At 47.3% G+C, this 20,660-nt stretch carries 16 protein-coding genes and 1 tRNA gene; 7 read left to right on the top strand and 10 right to left on the bottom strand.

The window, feature by feature from the left end; translation table 11 throughout:
- Nucleotides 1-94: 94 nt before the first annotated feature.
- Nucleotides 95-850: a sensor histidine kinase gene (locus QFZ51_RS17460; RefSeq protein ID WP_429047544.1), complete on the bottom strand. Its 756-nt coding sequence runs from the start codon at nt 848-850 to the stop codon at nt 95-97.
- Between the two features lie 730 nt (nt 851-1,580).
- Here QFZ51_RS17460 and QFZ51_RS17455 point away from each other — a divergent pair.
- Nucleotides 1,581-1,925, top strand: a complete 345-nt coding sequence (locus QFZ51_RS17455; protein WP_429047542.1) for a hypothetical protein — start codon at nt 1,581-1,583, stop codon at nt 1,923-1,925.
- Between the two features lie 266 nt (nt 1,926-2,191).
- Here the strand turns inward: QFZ51_RS17455 and QFZ51_RS17450 are convergent, their stop codons facing one another.
- Nucleotides 2,192-3,277, bottom strand: a complete 1,086-nt coding sequence (locus tag QFZ51_RS17450) for a site-specific integrase (RefSeq protein WP_429047540.1) — start codon at nt 3,275-3,277, stop codon at nt 2,192-2,194.
- A gap of 317 nt (nt 3,278-3,594) precedes the next feature.
- Nucleotides 3,595-3,678 (bottom strand) — tRNA-Leu (locus tag QFZ51_RS17445).
- A 145-nt stretch (nt 3,679-3,823) separates the two neighbouring features.
- Here QFZ51_RS17445 and QFZ51_RS17440 point away from each other — a divergent pair.
- On the top strand, nt 3,824-5,101 hold the full coding sequence (locus QFZ51_RS17440; RefSeq protein ID WP_429047539.1) for a hemolysin family protein: 1,278 nt from the start codon (nt 3,824-3,826) through the stop codon (nt 5,099-5,101).
- Between the two features lie 230 nt (nt 5,102-5,331).
- Here QFZ51_RS17440 and QFZ51_RS17435 read toward each other — a convergent pair whose 3' ends face one another.
- Together QFZ51_RS17435 and QFZ51_RS17430 are read right to left on the bottom strand one after the other, a co-directional pair.
- Nucleotides 5,332-6,048, bottom strand: coding sequence for an ABC transporter permease (locus QFZ51_RS17435; protein ID WP_429047537.1), 717 nt, complete (start codon nt 6,046-6,048; stop codon nt 5,332-5,334).
- A 47-nt stretch (nt 6,049-6,095) separates the two neighbouring features.
- Nucleotides 6,096-6,884: an ABC transporter ATP-binding protein gene (locus tag QFZ51_RS17430; RefSeq protein ID WP_429047536.1), complete on the bottom strand. Its 789-nt coding sequence runs from the start codon at nt 6,882-6,884 to the stop codon at nt 6,096-6,098.
- Nucleotides 6,885-7,116: 232 nt separating this feature from the next.
- Between QFZ51_RS17430 and QFZ51_RS17425 the strand changes: the two genes are divergently transcribed.
- Nucleotides 7,117-9,546, top strand: a complete 2,430-nt coding sequence (locus QFZ51_RS17425) for an ABC transporter permease (RefSeq protein WP_429047533.1) — start codon at nt 7,117-7,119, stop codon at nt 9,544-9,546.
- 3 nt (nt 9,547-9,549) lie between these two features.
- Here the strand turns inward: QFZ51_RS17425 and QFZ51_RS17420 are convergent, their stop codons facing one another.
- From QFZ51_RS17420 to QFZ51_RS17400, 5 genes are all read right to left on the bottom strand, one after another.
- Complete coding sequence (locus QFZ51_RS17420) at nt 9,550-10,185, bottom strand: response regulator (RefSeq protein ID WP_429047531.1); 636 nt, start codon at nt 10,183-10,185, stop codon at nt 9,550-9,552.
- A 9-nt stretch (nt 10,186-10,194) separates the two neighbouring features.
- The gene (locus tag QFZ51_RS17415) at nt 10,195-10,974 is read right to left on the bottom strand and encodes a sensor histidine kinase (protein ID WP_370910250.1); all 780 of its coding nucleotides are present in this window, start codon (nt 10,972-10,974) and stop codon (nt 10,195-10,197) included.
- Nucleotides 10,944-11,582: a hypothetical protein gene (locus QFZ51_RS17410; protein WP_429047530.1), complete on the bottom strand. Its 639-nt coding sequence runs from the start codon at nt 11,580-11,582 to the stop codon at nt 10,944-10,946. Before QFZ51_RS17410 ends, QFZ51_RS17415 begins: the two co-directional genes overlap by 31 nt.
- A gap of 23 nt (nt 11,583-11,605) precedes the next feature.
- The gene (locus QFZ51_RS17405; RefSeq protein ID WP_429047528.1) at nt 11,606-12,154 is read right to left on the bottom strand and encodes a hypothetical protein; all 549 of its coding nucleotides are present in this window, start codon (nt 12,152-12,154) and stop codon (nt 11,606-11,608) included.
- A 107-nt stretch (nt 12,155-12,261) separates the two neighbouring features.
- Nucleotides 12,262-14,463 carry a B12-binding domain-containing radical SAM protein gene (locus QFZ51_RS17400; protein ID WP_429047526.1) on the bottom strand — a complete coding sequence of 734 codons (2,202 nt, stop codon included), beginning with the start codon at nt 14,461-14,463 and terminating at the stop codon, nt 12,262-12,264.
- Nucleotides 14,464-14,933: 470 nt separating this feature from the next.
- On the opposite strand from QFZ51_RS17400, the gene QFZ51_RS17395 reads away from it, so the two are divergent.
- The 4 genes from QFZ51_RS17395 (at nt 14,934) to QFZ51_RS17380 (ending at nt 20,647) form a co-directional block, all read left to right on the top strand.
- Nucleotides 14,934-16,190: a peroxiredoxin family protein gene (locus QFZ51_RS17395; RefSeq protein ID WP_429047525.1), complete on the top strand. Its 1,257-nt coding sequence runs from the start codon at nt 14,934-14,936 to the stop codon at nt 16,188-16,190.
- A gap of 82 nt (nt 16,191-16,272) precedes the next feature.
- Nucleotides 16,273-16,917 carry a YceI family protein gene (locus tag QFZ51_RS17390; protein ID WP_429047524.1) on the top strand — a complete coding sequence of 215 codons (645 nt, stop codon included), beginning with the start codon at nt 16,273-16,275 and terminating at the stop codon, nt 16,915-16,917.
- A gap of 200 nt (nt 16,918-17,117) precedes the next feature.
- Nucleotides 17,118-18,071 (top strand): cytochrome-c peroxidase, encoded by a 954-nt coding sequence (locus tag QFZ51_RS17385; protein ID WP_429047522.1) that lies wholly within the window; start codon nt 17,118-17,120, stop codon nt 18,069-18,071.
- Between the two features lie 20 nt (nt 18,072-18,091).
- Nucleotides 18,092-20,647 carry a TonB-dependent receptor plug domain-containing protein gene (locus QFZ51_RS17380; protein WP_429047520.1) on the top strand — a complete coding sequence of 852 codons (2,556 nt, stop codon included), beginning with the start codon at nt 18,092-18,094 and terminating at the stop codon, nt 20,645-20,647.
- The last annotated feature ends 13 nt before the right edge of the window (nt 20,648-20,660 follow it).

Below are 20,660 nucleotides of genomic sequence, written 5' to 3'. Positions count from 1 at the left end.
GGTACTCCAATTGCATTCCTCACACATTCTTTCCCGGAAGAAAACCGGAGTATGGGTAAAAACACTATGCAATTCAGAAAGACAGTTTGGATTCTTACTTATCATGATTGTCAAATTTGATTGATGAAAAGGAAAGAATAACTGAAAAAACGGTGACCCTTCTTTTGCTCCGGACTTCTATATTTCCACCAAGTAAATCAGTATATTGTTCACACAAGTATAGCCCCAATCCTACCCCGGATTTGCCCTTTTCCAATGTCTGATATGGCTCAAAAATTGTTTGGAGCTTTGCTTTTGGAATTGTTTCCCCGCGACTAACCACCTTTAAAATTATCTTCTCCCCATAGACATGGGCACGCGCAATGATGTAGCTTTCTGGCTGAGCATATTTAAAAGCATTGAGCAAAAGGTTCGAAAATATCTGCCTGAGCTTTACAAAATCAATTGTGCCTTTGGTGCCAGGTCGCACGAAGACATCTCGCTCGATCCGGACATTTTGCAAGTTACTGAGTATAGAAAAAGAATCTATGCAAGACTGAATAAAGGGCTCCACTAACATTTCTTCCTCCGAAATTTTCAGACTGCCATCCCCTGCAACCGAGGAAGATATCATGTTTTCATAGACAGCAGTTGCATTCAGGGTTATCATTTTGATATAGTCAAAGTAAATAGCTGCTTCTTTTGAAAACGTAGCATCTGGCAGTTTATGCGCATGGATGGAATCTAAAGCCTGAACTATTCCAGCAAGTTGTCCTTTTAGCTCATGGCCAAGCAAACCAATAAAGTCTTTGGCTGATGATCTGGAAAGGGATTTCCTCTTTGTTTTTTGAGAGATATAACAAGCTTCCATGAACCGTTCCAGTTCTTCCCTGAACCAAATATAATTCAGTGGATCGGGTGCATTGCTGATTAGAATCCGGCTCAGTCAGTCGTCGAAAGTTTTGCGGATTTGCGGCAATGGGAAGTCCTCCATAAAGGTTTTTACTACGGTTGCCGGTTGGGAGATTTCATTTTTAGTTAATCGAAACGGTTTGCAATGCCATTCCGGGAGGGTCGCTACTAAATTTTGTGTGTTTATAATGCTTGATTTAAAATTGTGAAGGCTGATTGCTATAGTTTGGGCAATAAGATGCCGGTCGGTTTATCAAAACCGATTTTTAAAGGTTATGAAGAAGTGATTTTTCAGCTGAGAAGGCGTATTGCTGAATAAAAACGGTAGGGCAAAAAAAGACGTGGGACAGTCCCTACCGAATCACTGGGCTACGACACCCCGACACCGAATAGTGACGCCCACGCCAATAGCGTGAGCGCTTTACTCGATCCCCCGGTGTCTCAATTGTCGTAGTTTGTGATTCCGAGAACTAAGCAAATACGCTTAATATTTTTTGAAGCTGCTAAAATACACCATTAGGATGTATTAACAAATAGTCTTAATATCATGACTATACGCTTTTAATTGTTATCAGTTAAAGAAATTGCAAGTCCATTCAGAAGGACTGATATTATAAAGATAAGGAAAAAAATGATTTGATACTCGTACTAGTATCAAAATGTTTTTAAGATTTTCCCACTTTACTTCAATGGAAAAGGGGAAGAAATTTTATAAATACAGATTGGGACTAGGTTTGCTTCAATGGATAGCCAATAATAAAGATATTGCTACCAAAGACAAAGAAGCCGGGAGAAACCTTGTGAAAAGTCTGCGCGGTCTGGAATCCGGCTCTGGTATCAGTTATACAATTATCCAGGGAATTTCAAAAGGGCAGAGAAGTCCGGAGTATACCACGTTAGAAGCCATTGCCGAAGCCTTGAACACGAAACTGAGTGTATTTATTGCATATTGTGAAGCCATACCTGACGCAGAAGTATTGAAGGCAATAGAAAAGGATAGTAAGTCTAAAAACAAAAAACAGTCGGACAAATAACCTTCATTCTCCCTCCTCAAAAATAATTCACTGCTACGAGCCTACGAAACGCTGCGCCTCTGCGTTGCGCCGGCTTGCCATTCGGGTGTACTGAAAAAAAATCTCCACCCCGCATCATTTTTTCTTCACCGGCCGTCACCACATAAGATCTAGCATTGTTACACATTTTGGCTGCCGCAGCTGGGGTAGTATTTTTTTTCAAACACGTTTCTCCGGCCTCCGCAGTGAATTGGCTAGTCGCTACGGGATAATGAAGGGCCACACGTTCATATATTAAGAAAGTACGGCAACAGCTCCGGTGTGGGTAGTTGGTCTATTGTTGTTTGCTGATCTGTTGGCCGGTGGCGCTTGTAAGTTTTCTGCACCTGTTTTGTTGTACTATGCCCCATCAAATAAGCAATCGTAGGATCACCTACCAGCTTATCTTTCAAAAGAATCGCAAAACTCAAACGGGCACAAGACCAGGTTATATATTTATCGATGCTGGTTGCACTGAACCACTTTGCAAGCACCTTATTGGCTCCATCAGCAGTAGGTAACCGGAAAAGTAAACCGGTAGCTGACTTCCGACGCTTATCTACGATAATACGCCCAATAGGGTGTAACGTTAAAGTAACGGGTAAACCTGTTTTAGCCTGAATAATTCCCGTTGTCAGCGTAGGTCCATTAATCTGTTCTATCCGTAATTGTTTCACATCTACCCAACGCAAACCCGTGTAACAACAAAAGATGAAGGCGTCTTTTACTTCTTCATTTGTACAAGGTGTATTTAGCAATTCCAGATATTCCGGTACTTCCAGGTGTTCTTTCAGTCTAACACTGGGATTAGATTTTGCAGCCACTTTTTCTGTGGGGTTTACGCGAAAATAGCCATCAGCAGTGGCCGCGGCCAATACCCATTTAAAACGGGTGTAATAATCGGAAGGTGTTTCACCGGTATATTTATCTAACAGATAGCGGCGGAAATTCTTACAAAGATTCTCTGTAATATCTACAGGAGAAATGAATTCAGTATCCAGAAACAACCTGAACGGATTCAGGCTATTCTGTAAATGCCGGTTGCCTTCACGCCTATGGGTGTTTACATATTCCTCATAGTATTCGAGGAAGTTATCTTTAAACTTATGAGTTGGAATATAGGCTGTACCTATAGATTGCTGTTCAATGATAGCCTGGCTTTTCTTTACTTCCAGTAATGCTAATGCCTGTTTGTTGTGGTTCTTTTGTGTCTGATCCCTCGGCTTCGTATATACGAAAATACCGGTCGCGGGACGCTGGCCTTTGCCGCGCCCAAAGTCGTAATAGTAATAGGTTTTATCACCCTTTGCATTCTTTCGCTTCAATAGATTCATACCGCACTATGTTGAAAGATGAAACCATTGCCTCCAATAGTATGCCGTGCCAATAAGAATTTGAGGGCATCGGCAAAATGATGGGAAAGCGGGCAAAAGTGAAAGAAAGAATTTTTTTCGTACACAACAGCCATGTTGTCATTCTGCCAAAATGCAGGACTGGCTGTCTGCTCAGGAAAGAAAAGATAATTTTCGTGTGTCATGTCGTGTCTCAATTATGTGTCGCAAATAGTGGGCAGAAGCGGATAAAAGCGTACAAAAACGACATTGACACAAAAAAAATAGGTTGTAAGTCAAATACTTACAACCTATTGACGTGCCCAGAACTGGATTCGAACCAGCACACCCTTGCAGGCGCTGCGACCTGAACACAGTGCGTCTACCAATTTCGCCATCTGGGCAACTGATATTGTGTCAGGGCTGCAAATATAAGCAGCCATTTTATTTTTCCAAAATTTCACCGGGATATTTTTTCAGTCAACCGCCGCAACTACCCTGAAAACCAGCCCGGTAAACAAATAACCCGCCGCTGTTGTTTAAATAACTATGACTTCTATCATCATCATACTCGTACTTATTGCACTCAACTTTTACTTCTCCATTGCGGAGATTGGTTTAATTTCTGTCGACAAACCCCTCCTCCAGCAACAGGCGGACAACGGCAATAAAAAAGCCCTCAACGTACTAAACCTCATCAAAGATCCGGATGAATTCCTCAGCGCAGTACAGGTAGGCATCACGCTGGTGGGCATACTGGAAGGACTATACGGAGGCGATCTCATGGCTGCGTGGCTGGAACCGGTATTTGTTTCCTGGGGCCTGCATGAAAGCATGGCGCACCTCGTAGCGCTGATCGTAGGCGTAGGCAGCATCACCTACCTCACTATCGTTATCGGTGAGCTCATCCCTAAAACCCTCGCCCTGCTGAACCCGGAAAAAGTATCTTACCTGATCACCCCTTCGATGATCGTCTTTTCAAAAATTACCTATCCTTTTATCAAACTGCTTACCGCCAGCACCAAGTTCATTCTTGGCCTCTTTTCCGTAAATACTATCCGCGAAGAAAAATTAACAGAAAACGACTTACGGAGCATGCTCACCGCCGCATACAAACAGGGACTGATAGATAAAGGAGAATTCACCCTGCACAAAAACCTGTTCTCAGCCTACGACCTCACAGCGGAAAACATCATGACGCCGGCCAGTATGATCACCTACATCAATAATCAAATGAACAGGGATGTAATAACGGACACGATTAAACGCAGTATACACCGTACCTTCCCCGTAGTCAGCGATAAAAGGGAAGTGCTGGGCGCACTGGGCGCGAAGGAATTCCTGCTGTATCCCGATAAGCCGCTGGAAGCGCTGCTCTCCCCCGTTTCTTTCCTGTCGGTGAACCAGGCCGTGTACGATATCTTCCAGCAGCTGCGCCGCGAAAACACGAATGTAGGCGTAGTGATCAATGAGTACGGCGCCTGCGAAGGAATAATCTCCTATCATGATATCGTTTCCGGCTTACTCGGCGGCAGCCTGCCGGGATTCAACGCCACAGAGCGTTACCTCGTACAGCAGGACGACAAAAGCTGGCTTACCTACGGTTATACACGGCTAAACTATATCCGCGAAACACTGAACTTCGAATGGCTCCGGGAATATGAAAAAGAAGATATTACCATCGCCGGCCTGCTCATCGATAAACTGAAACATATTCCCGCTCCGGGCGAAAAAGTAATGCTCAACCAGGTTACTTTCGAAATAAAAAAAATGGATCATCACCGCATCGATGAAGTAATCATCCGTACGCAAACGCTTGCGCAATAATGCTTTTACTATAGTTCATCTACCATAACATGTCTATCTTGACACAAACAATCTAATGGTATGGTAAGAAAGACCCGCCTGCTTGGGCTACTGGTCTTGCAGGGCATCGTAAAAAGAGAACACCGGAACGCACATATCAATGAATGGGAATTCATCAACCCAAAAACAAACAAAACGAAATAAAAAACACCACCGGTATGTTCAACGTGGTTGAACATACCGGCGATTCACTACTTGTTTTCCCACTTAAACCACTTCACTCCCAACACCACAAATACAATAGTATAAGCTGCAGACGCCAGTAATGCCCAGGTGGTATCTATACTCCAGCTGGCAGGATCAAGGCTCGCCGCCAGTACTTTCCTTACCACACCATACGGCGACCAGATCACCAGTAACGCTATCTTCTTACCCAGCACGCCAAACTCGCCGAACATACCGATCATAATAAATATAAAGTAAACAAGACGGGTAGTAGAGTTAACCGTATCGGGATTTTTGATGAGTCCCACAATGGCCTGCCCCATCCCCAGGTACACTAAACCTCCTACCATCGCCATCAGCAAACCGGCGATGTAACCCACCGGCGAAACATAAATATGATCCACAAAATAACCCACCACAAAAACAAGGATCGTCATCAGCAAAATCATCGCTATTTGTACAATCAGGCGGCTCATCATAATCGTCCATGCCGATACAGGGCCTACTCTCAAACGCTGAAACACGCCCCTGTCGCGGTCGCGGGCAATGCTATTGGAATACCCCATTAACCCGATACTGGTCAGCCCGATCGTAATACAGGACGACAGCACAAACACACCGCCCAGTTTATCCACCAGCCCTTTCCAGGACACTAAAATAACGAGCGACACCAGCAACACCAGTCCGAACGACCGGCGGTTGCGCCACAGCGTTGTAAAATCGGCCCGCAACAAAGCAGTCATCACCGTCCTATTTTTTGGTACACTTGTTTCCATCCGTAGTAATTTGATCAGGAACGGACAGCCGTTCCGGTTAAACCAATAAACACATCTTCCAAAGTAACTTTCCCCTTCCTCACTACGCCCAGCACTGCCGGATCATCCCGGTGCTGCGCGATCAGCGCCTCCGGCGTATCTATGGCGATAATGCGGCCATGGTCAATGATCGCAATACGGTCGCATACCGCTTCCGCTTCTTCCATGGAATGGGTGGTGAGTAATACCGCATGACCGTTGTCGCGGAAGTACTCCATCCTTTCCCATAACTGGCGCCGCGACTGCGGATCCAGCCCCGTAGTGGGTTCATCCAGCAATACCAGCTGCGGGTTATGAATAGTGGAAATCACCAGCGATACGCGTTGCTGCTGTCCGCCCGAAAGCTGCGATATCTTCTTTCCTGCTGAGGTTTCAAGATTGATCTCCGCCAGCTTTTGCTTCACGGCATCATCCTTTAAGTTTACCCCATAAATACTGGCAAACAACCGGATGATTTCAGAGATGGTCAGCTCAGGCTGAAAACTGGTAGCCTGTAATTGTACGCCCATATTGGCACGGGCATGCAGTGGCTTCTCCCTGATATCAAAACCTGCTACGGTAACGCTGCCGGAAGCAGGATGTAGCAAGCCCTCAATAGCGCTGAGCGTACTGGTTTTGCCGGCGCCATTGGGGCCCAGCAAACCGAAAATTTCACCGGCATGCACCTCAAAGGAAACATCCTTCACTGCCTGGAAAGCGCCATACTGCACGTTCAGCTGGTTCACAGCCAAAACGGGAGCAGCAGCCTGTTGTTGATTGATCATCTGATCACATTTAGTTTAAACGTACAGCCGAAAATACAACAACCAGATTGATCACCGCGGCTAAACCGGTGAATGCCACCGGAAAGGCGGTAAACAGTGGAGATAAAACGGTGAAAGCCAATTGTCCGGAATTGAAATCAGTTGTTCAGAACCGGACAATAAAGCATGATTAAAGACATTGAATCTGAGTACCTTACATTTCTGACCTGCTTTTTGCAGTGGCATAACCACTATGATAAACAGCTACCTGAAAACAGCCTTTCGCAGCATCACCCGGAAGAAAACTTTCACCATCCTGAATATAGCAGGCCTGTCTGCCGGCATCGCCGCTGCATTGATCATTTTCCTGGTCATCAGTTATGAACGCGGCTTCGACACCTATCATACCAACACCAACAGGATTTATCGTGTTACCACCGACGTAATGAACCGCAGTAACGGAGAAGTGATAGAGCAACTGAGTACGGTGAACTGGGAGCTCCCGGAAAAAATAAAAACCGATTTTTCCGGCGTGGAAAAAGCCGGGCTCATTTCTTTCCAGGGGGGAGCGCAGATGTACGTTCCTGCCCCCGGCGCCACTGATGAAAAGCGTTTCAAACAAAATGGCATCTTTTATACCTCTCCTGGTTTCTACAGCATCTTTGATTATTCCTGGCTGGCCGGTAACGCGGAAGGCTTATCAGCCCCGAATACAGCGGTCATTTCAGAAAAAGTGGCAAGGGCCTATTTCGGGGACATCCATGCCGCCATCGGGCGCACTATCCAGATGTGGTCCTTCAGGGTGCCATTGCAGGTAACCGGCGTATTCAAAGACCTTCCTGCAAATACAGATCTCCCCATACAAGTGGGTGTATCTTACAGCACCCTGAAAAAACTGGTACCGGAAGATTTTACTGCGGGTGCACAATGGGACGCCGTACCCGGTGGTTATGGGCAATGTTTTGTGCTGCTGAAAAAACCGGATAATGCCGCGGCCATCACAGCGGGCCTGCCCGCCTTTGCCAAACGGTATTACAAGCCTCATAATACGCGGTTGCCCCAGCTAAAATTGCAGCCGCTGACTGCGATGCACCTGGATAAGCGCTATCCCAATTTCACCAATGCAACGCTGAGTACCAGGGAATTGTGGGCGCTTACCCTCATCGGCATTTTCCTTCTAATGGTAGCCTGTATCAACTTTATTAACCTGGCCACTGCCTTGTCTGTAAACAGGGCGAAGGAAATAGGCGTGAGAAAGGTACTTGGCAGTAACCGCCTGCAGCTGTTTTCACAATTCCTGTCGGAAACAGGTGTCATTACGTTGCTTTCCATCGCTGTAGCCATCGTTATTACCATCGTGGCACTGCCTTATGCGGGCAACCTGATCGACCGGCAGCTGCCATTGTCGTTACTTGCAACGCCACGTGTATGGGCCGCCATCCTGGCCTGCGGCATTGTGGTAACACTTTTATCTGGTTTCTACCCGGGCATGATCGTTTCCGGTTTTAACCCGGTAACAGCGCTTAAAAGCAAAATCAGTATTAAATCAACCGGGGGCGTGTCGCTTCGCCGTGGCCTGGTCGTATTCCAGTTTGTAGTTGCCCAGCTGCTGGTCATAGGAACACTGGTGGTACTGAAGCAAATGGATTATGTAAGACACCAGTCGATGGGCTTTAACAAAGATGCTGTTGTAATGATCAACCTGCCCAGCGACAGTACTTTAAAATTAAAATACAATTATCTGAAAGCCAGTCTGGCTGCACTGCCGGGCGTTACAAATGTTAGCTTCTGTGCAGATGCTCCCACCACTTACTGGATATTTATGCAGAATTTCCGCTTTGATACTAATCCCGAAGGACAACCCTTTAAAATAGGCGCCAAAGCAGCAGACGCCGACTTCTACAAGACCTTCGACATCAAACTGAAAGCAGGCCGGCTTCCCTACCCCAGCGATACGCTGCATGAAATTACTGTGAACGAAACCACCGTAAAAAAACTGGGTTTATCCTCTCCCGAAAATATTCTCGGGAAGACTATCACCATTGATCATAAAAGTTATCCCGTGGTAGGTGTGGTGAACGACTTCAACAGCAAATCCCTGCATGAAGCCATTGTGCCCATGTTCATTGGCTCCCAGGCAGCAGCTTATGAATATGTAGCTGTGCGGATGGATCCCGGAAAGGTAAGCGCCACGCTGAAATCGGTGCAACAAACCTTTACCGGCATCTACCCTACTTACCTATATGACCTTTTCTTTTTAGATGAGCGGATCAGGGATTTTTATGCGGCAGATGTTATTACGTCAAAGCTGTTCCAGTTATTTGCAGGCATTGCGATATTTATTTCCTGCCTGGGTTTATACGGACTGGTTTCTTTCATGGTCACCAATCGTACAAGGGAAGTGGGCATCCGTAAAGTGCTGGGCGCATCGGTTAACAATATCCTCTTCCTTTTCTCTAAAGAATTTATGCTGCTGATAGGTATCGCCTTTGTAATTGCCGCACCGCTGGGATATTTCTTTATGCAAGGCTGGCTATCCGGGTTCTATTATCATACCGCCATTGGCGTGGGCGTATTTGCGGCCGCCATTATACTGTCGCTGATGATGGCATGGATCACCGTAGGTTACAAAGCGCTGAAAGCGGCCCTGTCTAATCCCGTAAAAAACCTGCGGGAAAACTAAGCCCTACAAAGAAACCAGTTGCCTGCGCAAAGCTTCCAATACCATACCGGTACGGCTTTGCACGTTCAACTTATTAAACAGGATTTCGCGGTAACCATCCACGGTTCTTTCTGTGACGTTCATTTTAACGGCAATAGCTTTATAGGTAAGATCACTGCACGCCAGGTGAAGGAACTCCCGTTCCCGCTCTGTAAGCGTTTGCTTTTGTTCGGACTGCAACAGCAACCGGCGGTAGTTAACATTGGAAGCATCGTTGTTATACTGACCAGTGGTATAAATTTCCGTTAGTGCTTTTTCCAGTTCTGTGGGATGGATATCTTTCAGGAGATAGGCACAGCAACCAGCCTTCAGCATTTCTATGATCGTGGCGTCATTGTCTTTCATCGACAACGCTACTACTTTTACCGTGGGATACAATTTCAGCACCGCCTCGGTAGCCCTGGCGCCATCCATCACCGGCATATTTACATCCAGCAGCAGGATATCCGGCAGTACAGGCAGTTGCGCCAGCTTATCCAGCATCTCCCGGCCATTCATGGCTTCCGCTACAATATGAAAGCCGGTGAAACCACTCACCAGTAAACTAAGTGATTTCAGGAACAGCTGGTGGTCATCTGCAATACCTATGTTGATCTTCATAAACAAAAATTATTCAAGGGGTAATGTTATCAATACGGCGGTACCGCCGGCGGTGGTTACCTCCCAGCGGATTTCGCCTCCAAGTAAACTGGTGCGGTGCTGCATATTCCGGATGCCCATCCCGATAGACGACATCCCTGCTTTATCAAAGCCGGAACCATCATCTGCGATAATGAGGATCAATTGTTGGCCCGCGGTTCTGATACTGATATCAATTACCTGCGGACGGGCATGTTTTATACAGTTCTGGATCGCTTCCTGGATGATCCTGAACAGGATGATCTGGGGTTCTGCCTGTAATGGCAGCACCGTTAGTTCATGGGTAAACTTTATGGTGATAGCCCTGCTGGAATTGATCCTGTCCACTTCTGCTTTCAGGTTTTCTATCAGGCTGAACTGGTCGAGCCACTGACGGCTAAAGGATTTGGAAAGCGCCCGCAGATGCTGAATGGCGGTACTCAGGGTATCTTCCGCAATTTGCAGGGTATCCGGGATTTCCTTCATGCTCCGTTGGGTTACATTGATCAGGAGCTTGGTACTGCTCAGCAGCTGGCCGATATCGTCATGCAGTTCCTGCCCGAGGTGGGCAAAGGCTTCTTCCTGCATTTCAATCTGGGACCACATTAATTGTTTGTCGTAATCTTCTTTCATTAACTTAAGCTGATGTAAATATGCATCCTGCTTCTTCTTATAACTTATTACCGCTGCCACTACCACCAGTCCCATGATGGTAACCAGCAACGAAATAAAAATCACAGCTACAAAGAGATCCTGTTTGACCGGAAGCATACGACGCCTTTTATCAGCATAATATACAACAGGTAATTGGATAATGAGTTCAACACCGCGAAAAAATGCCTGGCCCTGGTAGTATCGTTTTCCAGCAACAGGTTATAAAAGGCATTTACACTCACGGAAGCCGCGAAATAAATAAAGAAAGCAAGGGTTAACCAAAAAACAGGGTGCCGGAATATAGACGCTTCACTATCCGGGGTTATTGAAAAAAAGGATAAAAGGCACCAGCAAATAACCAGGAAGCTTTCTATGGTGATGTTGATACCCGGAAAGGCACGCCACCCGCCCAATACAAAGCTGTAGAAAAGGGACACCATGCAAAACACAAAAATGGAAATCCCCATCAGTAAGCGCCAGCGGTAATCCCTGATCCCCGATCGGAGAATAATTGTAATCAGACTATATTCCAGCACCACAAAAAAATGATACACTATAAAAAAACCTAAACCTTCTGTGCCGATCAATTCTACTATTATCTCCGTAACAATAGATACTGCGAGCAATACGCACAGTAACTTTACTTCCCTGTGTTCCAGGTGAAATAAGCTGATAATAAAACAGGCTATCAATAAAGCATAATATGCGTACACCCAACCGTTCATCGGCACAAAAAGTTTTAATCGGGTTAACCAAATATCTGGTCCAGGTCTGCCGTAGCTAACGGTGATCCATGTCCTTTCAGTAATTCAAATAAATGTTTTAACGGCGGGAAAGGAACCGGTGTTCCATTGCCCCTTTCCTCTATTTTCGGATCACCGCCGGCATGCACCATGTTGTTGTCCGTTGCTTTCTGCAACAACTGCGCATAGCCTACCTGGCTTCTGTCGAAAATTAATCCCTCGGCTACCAGGCTCAGCTTCTCGTTAGGCTCGGGGATGGCAAAATGAAAACGTACGTATTCGCAACCTTCCTGACTGAGGATGCGTAAAAGAGAGGCTTTACTGAAATCCACAGAGTAAGATCCCTGGAATAAAGGAATCAGCCCCGGGTTAGCAATCAGAAATTTGTAGAAGTTATTCAGCATACCAAAATATGCCGCAACAGTAATAGGCATTCCATAGGTCACGGCCTGGTCCTCTGTAAAGGGCATCCGGTAGTCCAGCTGTTCGGTGATAGGATTCAGGTAGCCCTGGTCATTACAGCCATAGCCTGCAAGGGACATTTGATCACTCATGTTAGGTCAGTTTAGTGGAAACAAATATTTGACTTTTTGCTCATGACTGATACCGGGAAAATCCCCGGTAATGTAAAATACTGCTTTCCACCTGCAGCGGTCCTCATTTACAACCTCAGCAAACCCAGCTTGTGAAGGGTATTCACCGGTTTATTATCCCAAAACAATTCAAAATCATCCAGCCCTGCCGATTCATAGCTGTCTTTCACCTCCTGCAGCGTATATGTTTTAGCGTTAGTCACGGCCAGCTGTTGCAGCATTTCCGTGAGCCATGCCCCCTGGGGAGGTTGCACGCTGATATTTACTTTCTCCTTTTTACCCTGGAAAGTTAAGGAAGATATTTCCCAGGTACTCCCTTTCTTTGATTTGGTAATTATCTCCATCGCCGGCTGTTTGCCCAGGTATACTACTTTAGAAGTAGGTTTAACCGTGCCCGCTTCCTCCTCCATCAGCGCGGTAGTGATGAAATCAGGATGCACCGTGGTTTTCGGCACTTTGAAGTCGAACCATTTGGACAATGGATAATCCAGGCAGGCGCCGTGCATAAAGTTCAGCAGCGATTTCTTCAATCCGTAGCTGAATGCCTCATGGTCAGTACCGGTAGGATCAATATGCAGGATATCGTTATTGGCAAAGGGTCCAATCTCTTCTGTTTCTTTTTGTACGCCGAACCTTGCAGGTTCCAGTCCTACCGGGCTGTGAGCCGTCATCGTAAACTGGTGCCAGAAGGCCGATTGCAGTATCCCCGCCTGGAACATCTGCCGCACCATTTCCAGCGCGTCAATGGTTTCCTGCGCTGTTTGTGTAGGGAACCCGTACATCAGGTACGCATGCACCATAATGCCCGCTTCTGTGAAATGCCGGTTTACACGCGCCACCTGGGCCACGGTAATCCCTTTCTGGATCAGCCCCAGCAAACGGTCGGAAGCTACTTCCAATCCGCCGGAAACGGCAATACATCCAGATGCTTTAAGCAACAGGCAGAGATCACGGGTAAAGCTCTTCTCAAAACGGATGTTTGTCCACCAGCTAACAGTGAGCTTGCGCCGGATGATTTCCAGCGCCAGCGCGCGCATCAGCGCGGGAGGTGCGGCTTCATCCACAAAATGAAACCCGTTTTGCCCGGTTTGCGCAATGATAGCTTCCATCCGGTCGCATAGCAGTGAAGCGGTAATGGGTTCGTATATCTTTATATAATCAAGAGAAATATCACAGAACGTACATTTACCCCAATAGCAGCCATGCGCCATGGTGAGCTTGTTCCAGCGCCCGTCGCTCCAGAGGCTGTGCATCGGGTTTACCACTTCAATAGCGGAAATGTATTTATCGAGCAACAGGTTGCTGTAGTCCGGCGTACCCAGCTGGGCTTGTTTATAATCGTGTGTAGCCTTGCTGTTCACATAAGTTACTTTCTCTTCCGTAAGCAAGAAAGTACGCTTCAGCTCTTCTGCCGTTTTCTTTCCTTCCAGGAACAGCAGCAAATTTTCTATCGGTGCTTCGCCATCGTCGAGCGTAATAAAGTCCACGAATTCAAATACACGGGCGTCTGCCAGCGAGCGCAGCTCGGTGTTAGGAAACCCTCCTCCCATCGCTATTTTTACCGCCGGGTAATGTTGTTTGATCCACTGTCCGCAGCGTAATGCGGCATACAGGTTACCTGGAAAAGGCACAGAAATCGCTACCATTGCAGGTTCAACCTGTTGCATATGCAGCGCCAGGAGATCGGTCAGGATACTGTCTATATAAGTATATTCCGCCTGCAAAGCGGCGTATAGTTCATCAAAGCTGTTGGCAGAGCGGCTCAGGCGTTCGGCATAGCGACTGAAACCAAAATGCGGATCCACACATTCCATGATCAGATCCGAGAGATCTTCCAGGTACATGGTGGCCAGGTGTTTCGCTTTATCCTGTGTACCCATAGAGCCGAAAGCCCAGTTCAGGTCATCCAGCTGCGCAAACCGCGACGCTTCCGGCAGGTAATCCCGCTTACAGATAAGATGTGCCAGCGTAGGATTCTTTCCCTGTAAAAATAAAATAACCGCGTCGATGGTCTGTATATAATCGTCCTGCAGCACCAGCATCCGCGCAATATTCTCTGAGGCCGCCGCCGGCGGGGCTGCAGCAATATGCGCAAACAACTGCTCCAAACCCTGTTTTGAAAATAAACGGAGCGTTACCTCAATACCCAGATCCGACTGGAAGGAAGTAATATTCTTTGTATTCAGAAACCCTTTCAGATAAGCAGTGGCCGGGTAAGGCGTGTTCAGCTGGGTAAATGGTGGTGTTATTAAAAAAACAGTATTCCTCAAGTCCGGTTATTTAAACCGCAAATCTAGCTCTTTTTGCGCGGACTTTGTCTTTCTCAGGATTACGCTGATTTTACTGATTAATTTGATTTTACTTTTAGGATTTATAAAGGATTTTGGGAGATAAAAGCGGATATTTTCGTTTATGGCTTTTGGATTTTTTAAATTAAAAGGATCAGATCAATGAAACCAATTTATATCTTCTAAAATCCTTTATAAAATCCCAAAAAACAAAATCAAATTAATCAGTAAAATCAGCGTAATCCTGAGCCAAGACAAAATCCGCGCTAGTAGTCTACAAAATTTATAGACTTTTATTTGGAAATAATAAAAGACCCCTTTATCTTTGTTTCACCACCACTGATAAAGCCACCACTCCATCAGTACTCCACCACCAGTTTTATTTGTAGCATACCTCGTCGCCTCACCAGGACCGGCAACGTCTTGCATTGTTCAACCAATAATATACAAACATGAAAACGCATAAGCACCTATTTCTAACCGGCCTGATGGTGGCAGGATTATTCGGCAACAGCTCCTTCGCTGCCCCTAAAAAACCATTCGTAAAACAAGGCATCTGGAGAGGCGTGTTCACCCTCAGCGAATCACAGGTACCCTTTAACTTTGAACTGAAAGGGAAAGACCCCGAGCACGCCGTTTTCACGCTGATCAACGGTTCCCGCCGCGACGACTTCCACGTGCAGCGCATTGGCAACGACTCTTTATTTATAAAGATGAATACCTATGACGCCGCACTCGTAGCGAAGATTGAATCAGATGGTAAGATCACCGGCGAATACCGCAGCCTGGTGCCTAACTTCCGTGGCAATGCCCTGCCATTCATCGCGGAACACGGACAAACCTACCGCTTCGCGGAACCTGGTACGGAAGCCGCTCCTACCTACGATATCAGCGGTAAATGGGACCTGAAAATTTATAGTAAAGAACCCACCCCTAACCGCATCGGCTTACTGAAACAAAACGGCAACAAACTCACCGGTGTTGTGATGTCTGTAGTAGGCGACAGCCGCGAACTCGAAGGCACCGTTCATGGCGATGAATTTGAACTGTCCGGCTTCACCGGCCCCAGTCCCATCTACATCAAAGGAAAAGTGAATGATGATAAATCCCTTACCGGGGAAATCAGCTTAGGCATCTACAATAACATCAAATTCGATGGAGAAAAAAATGCCGCCGCCGAATTACCAGACCCTTACAAACTTACTTTCCTGAAAGAAGGTTATAAAAAACTGGACTTCACCCTGCCAGACCTCAATGGCAACAACGTTTCCCTGAGCGACGACAAATACAAAGGAAAAGTAGTGATCGTGGAAATCATCGGTACCTGGTGCCCTAACTGCACCGATCAGACCTCCTTCCTTTCACCGTGGTACAATAAAAACAAAGACCGCGGCGTGGAAGCAATCGCCATCGGCTTTGAACAAAAAGACGACCTGGAGTATGCAAAGTATACCCTGGGGAAATTAAAAGAAAAATACAACATACAATATGATATTCTTTTTGGTGGTATTGCTGATAAGAAAGTGGCATCAGAGAAGCTGCCAGCGCTCAACCGCATGATGGCCTTCCCCACCACTATTATAATAGACCGCAAGGGCGAAGTACGGCAAATACATACCGGTTATACCGGCGAGGTTACAGGTCAGTATTACAAGGACTACGTGGCAAAATGGAACCAGGACCTGGATGCTTTAATCGCTGAAAAGTAATTTTAACATTAATTTCCGGATCTCGTAAACGCTAATCCGCCCGTCACCCTTAAATTGCACCTAATTTAAACACACAACACATATGCAACGATTAGCATCATTATTCTTTATTGGAGGAGCTGTCTTCCTGATGTCTTTCACCACACCTGCTACTGTCAACAAAGGAGAAAAACCAACCAAAGCTGCTGCCACCAGGAAAGCAACGGTTTTCCAGGTAGACATTAAAGAAAGCAAGTTAAGCTGGACAGGTAAAAAAGTAACCGGACAACACGAGGGTACCATCAATATTGCCGACGGCAAACTGGAAGTAGAAAGCAATGTACTGAAAGGTGGCAGCTTCTCACTGGATACCCGCAGCATCGCGGTAACCGATATCAAAGATGCTGGCGGCAACGCTAAATTACTGGGCCACCTGAAAAGCGAAGATTTCTTCGCCGTGGAAAAATTCCCGGCAGCCACTTTTGCTACTACCAGCGTCACTTCCAAAGGCGGCGGTAACTACGAAGTAACCGGCAACCTAACCATCAAAGGAATCACCAACCCGGTTACCTTCCCCGCAACGGTAACGGTGGCAGGCAACAAACTCACTGCCAAAGCCGCTATTAAAGTGGATCGTACCAAATACAATATTAAATACGGTTCCAAAAGCTTCTTTGAAGGCATCGGCGACAAAGCCATTTACGACGACTTTGACCTGGATGTAACCCTGGTAGCCGCTGCCAAATAATTCGTTCTTGTTTATACTACCCCATTATATAATTCCTGGGGAGCACGGGCACTCCCGCCCATGCTCCCGGGAATGCCAATAACCATTTCTCTTTTTACAGCCTCCTTACAGCAACACCTTTTTTATTAATCGACCAATTACTTTTTAGCAACGCCCAAGTTGCTGCCAGGCATTTCATGCCATCCATAATTTTTACCACCATGAAGCTGAGAAAAATGATGCTCATTTTACCGGGCATGCTATGCGCCATTGCCATCAGCGCGGGGTTCAACACCACTGATCCGCCTACCAAAGCGCAACTTGGAGAAAAACTATTCTTTGATCCGCTGCTGTCGAAAGACCGTAGCATCAGCTGTGCCTCCTGCCATATCCCACAATTTGGATTCGCCGATACCCTCGCTTTCAGCAGGGGCATTCATCATACGCCCACCAAAAGAAATACACCAGGCATCACCAACCTCTCCGGCCGCCCCAACTTCTTCTGGGATGGTCGCGCCGCTTCCCTGGAAGACCAGGCGCTGCAACCTATCATCAATCCCGACGAAATGGGATTGCCCATCGAAGAAGCCGTACAACGCCTCAACGACAATGAAAGCTACCGCCGCTATTTCCAGCAACTGTTCAACAGTCCGCCTACCAGCAAAAACCTGCTGCAGGCCATCGCCGCTTTTGAACGTACCCTGGAAACTGCTAACAGTCCATACGACCGGTACATCGCCGGCGACGACAACGCACTAACGCCGTCGGCTATACGCGGCCGCCTCCTTTTTATTGGTAAAGCCAATTGCAATAATTGTCATTCGGGAGAAGATTTTACGGCAGACCGCTTCAAAAATATCGGTCTTTATAACGGAACTACCCTTACAGATGCCGGCCGCTTTGAAACAACGAAAGACAGCTCCCACCGCGGCTTTTTCAAAGTGCCGGGACTGCGTAACGTAGCCGTTACCGCTCCGTATATGCATAACGGTATGTTCAAAACACTCAAAGAAGTAATTGCCTATTATAATACACCCAATAACATTGTACACGATGGCATCAACCGCGATCTGTCGCTCAACAAGCCACTGAACCTCAGCAAGGAAGAAATGGAAGATCTCGAAGCATTTCTCGTAGCGCTTACAGACGACCGATTTAAAACAACACATCACTAACCATAAAAATCAACCAGGGCATGAAAAAAATTATACTGCCGGTCATCTCCCCCCTGTTGCTGTTTTCCGCAACACTTACCGCACAGGATAAACACCTCACCGATACCACCAGCCAGCTGGGTGAAGTACAGATTGTAGGCAGCCGCAGCGCCAACCGTACCAAACTGAACTCGCCGGTACCTGTAGATATCATCGATATCAAATCACTCCAGGAAGCAGCGCCGCAAACCAGCATCACGCAGTTGCTGCAATATGTATCACCCTCCTTCCATTCTGTAAACGGTTCCAATGCCGGCGACGCAGGATCTGCCCTCAGTCTCGCGCAACTGAAAGGCCTGGGTGTGGATCAACTGCTGGTACTGGTAAATGGTAAACGCCGCCATAAAAGCTCCAATGTCAACTGGGGCGGCCTCGGCAACGGCGCCACCGGCTACGATCTTAACTCCATCCCCGCCGGCGCTATTGAACGCATTGAAATACTGCGCGACGGCGCCGCCGCACAATACGGCTCCGATGCCATCGCCGGCGTTATTAATATTGTACTGAAAAAACAAACGGCCGATGTAATCGTGAGCACCACCGGCAGCATCCGCCGCCGCGGCGATGGCGCCAGCACCCGCACCAATATTAACTACGGCATCAAAATAGGCGATCGTGGCGGCTACCTCAATGCCACCGCCGAATTTGCCACACAAGCCGTGTCCCTCCAACCCGGCCGCGACGATGCCGGATTGTACAACGGTCCCATTTATGGCGGCGGCGCCAATACCCGCGGATACGATAATATTTATACCAAAGAAATAGACGATGCCATTCTCGCCAGCCGGGGCATCGACCGCCACTTCTTCGACCAGCGCGGCGGAGGTTCCAACAAAGCAAAAGACGCACTGCTGTTTTTTAATACGGCCATTCCCGTTGGTGACCATGCAGAAGTGTACGCATTTGGCGGTATCAGTCACCGCAACTCCCAATTCACCGCAGTATACCGTCTACCCGGCTGGACGGAACGCAACAACACCGGTCTTTACCCAGACGGCTTCTTACCCGCCATGGACAACAGTATCTCCGATAAATCCATCGCCATCGGGCTGAAAGCCAAAGCAGGTGAATGGAACCTCGATATCTCCAATGTATTTGGCAAAAATGACTTCGGCAACGTGATCAGCAATTCACTCAACGCCAGCCTGGGGCTGAAAAGTCCAACCACCTTCGACGCCGGTAAATACAACGCCTCGCAAAATACTGCCAGCCTGGATATCAGCCGGTACTTTCCTGCTGCGCTGCATGGTCTCAATGTTGCACTCGGCGCACAATACCGCACCGAAACCTACCAGATCATCGCCGGGGAAGAAGCCTCCTACAGCAAAGCCGACCTTCGCCCTATTTACTCAGTAGATACGTCCGTTAACGGCATCCCTTACCTCACCGACGGCGGCCTTCTCGCGCTTAACGGCCTTTCGCCCGGATCACAGATCCACGCAGGATTCCGGCCATCGAATGAAGTGAATGTAAGTCGCGCTATCGTAGCCGGCTATGCAGATGTGGAGCTCAACGTCACCGAAAAATGGCTGGTGTCCGCCGCCGTCCGCGCGGAAAACTTCTCCGACTTCGGCAATGTAACCACCGGTAAAATAGCCACCAGGTACAGCTTTGCACCCTGGCTCGGCATCCGCGGATCTGCTAATACCGGCTTCCGCGCACCCGACCTCGCACAGTTCTATTATACCGAAACCTCCACCAGCTTCCAGCAGGGCCGCGCTATCGACCAGGTAACCGCCTCCAATAAAAATGCTGCTACCAGGGCGCTCGGCATCCCCTCCCTTACGCCGGAAAAAAGTACAGGATACACCGCCGGCATCACCTCACAACCCGCCAGGAACGTGGAACTAAGCGTAGACGCCTATCTCGTGGATATTAAAAACCGTGTAGGCAATACCGGTAATTTCTCCGCTAACGATCCCAATCTCCCGGCAGATGTAAGGGCACTGCTCCTGCAAACAGGTACCACACAGGCAAAGTTTTTTTACAACGCTTTCAGTACCCGCACCAAAGGAATTGAATTCACCGGCAGCTACAAAATTCCCCTGCACAGGAACAGCCTCCAACTGCTGGCCGGCGGCAACTTTGTGAAAAATGAAGTAACGGCTGTAAATACGCCCAAAGGACTGGAACAATACAAATATGTTATCTTCAGTGAATCAGAAAAAGCCAGGGTAACCACCAATATTCCGCAACAGAAAATAACGTTGCAGGCTATACTGAATACGCCCCGCTTCACCTTCCTCGCGCGTACCATTTACTTCGGTTCCGTTACCACCGCTTCCGCGCTCAATGCTAACTTCCCACGCCCCGATTACTACTTCCAGGAACTGAAACCCATTTGGGTAACCGATTTCTCAGTAGGATATCATATCAGCAAAGCCATACAGGTAACCGCCGGCGTAAACAATGCCTTCAATGTACTGGGCGATTACTCCGATAAAGTAATAGCAGGATTACGCAATCCATCCGTAGTAGGCATTCAGAACGGCAGCGCAGGCATTCAGCCGTTTGTAAGATTGTACGCCCGTTTCTAATACTTAAAAAATG

This window comes from Chitinophaga sp. W3I9 (genome assembly GCF_050434025.1).
In the GTDB taxonomy this organism is placed as follows: Bacteria; Bacteroidota; Bacteroidia; order Chitinophagales; family Chitinophagaceae; genus Chitinophaga.
The sequence above is the reverse complement of the archived record's forward strand: the minus strand, read 5'-3'. Positions and strand labels throughout refer to the sequence as shown.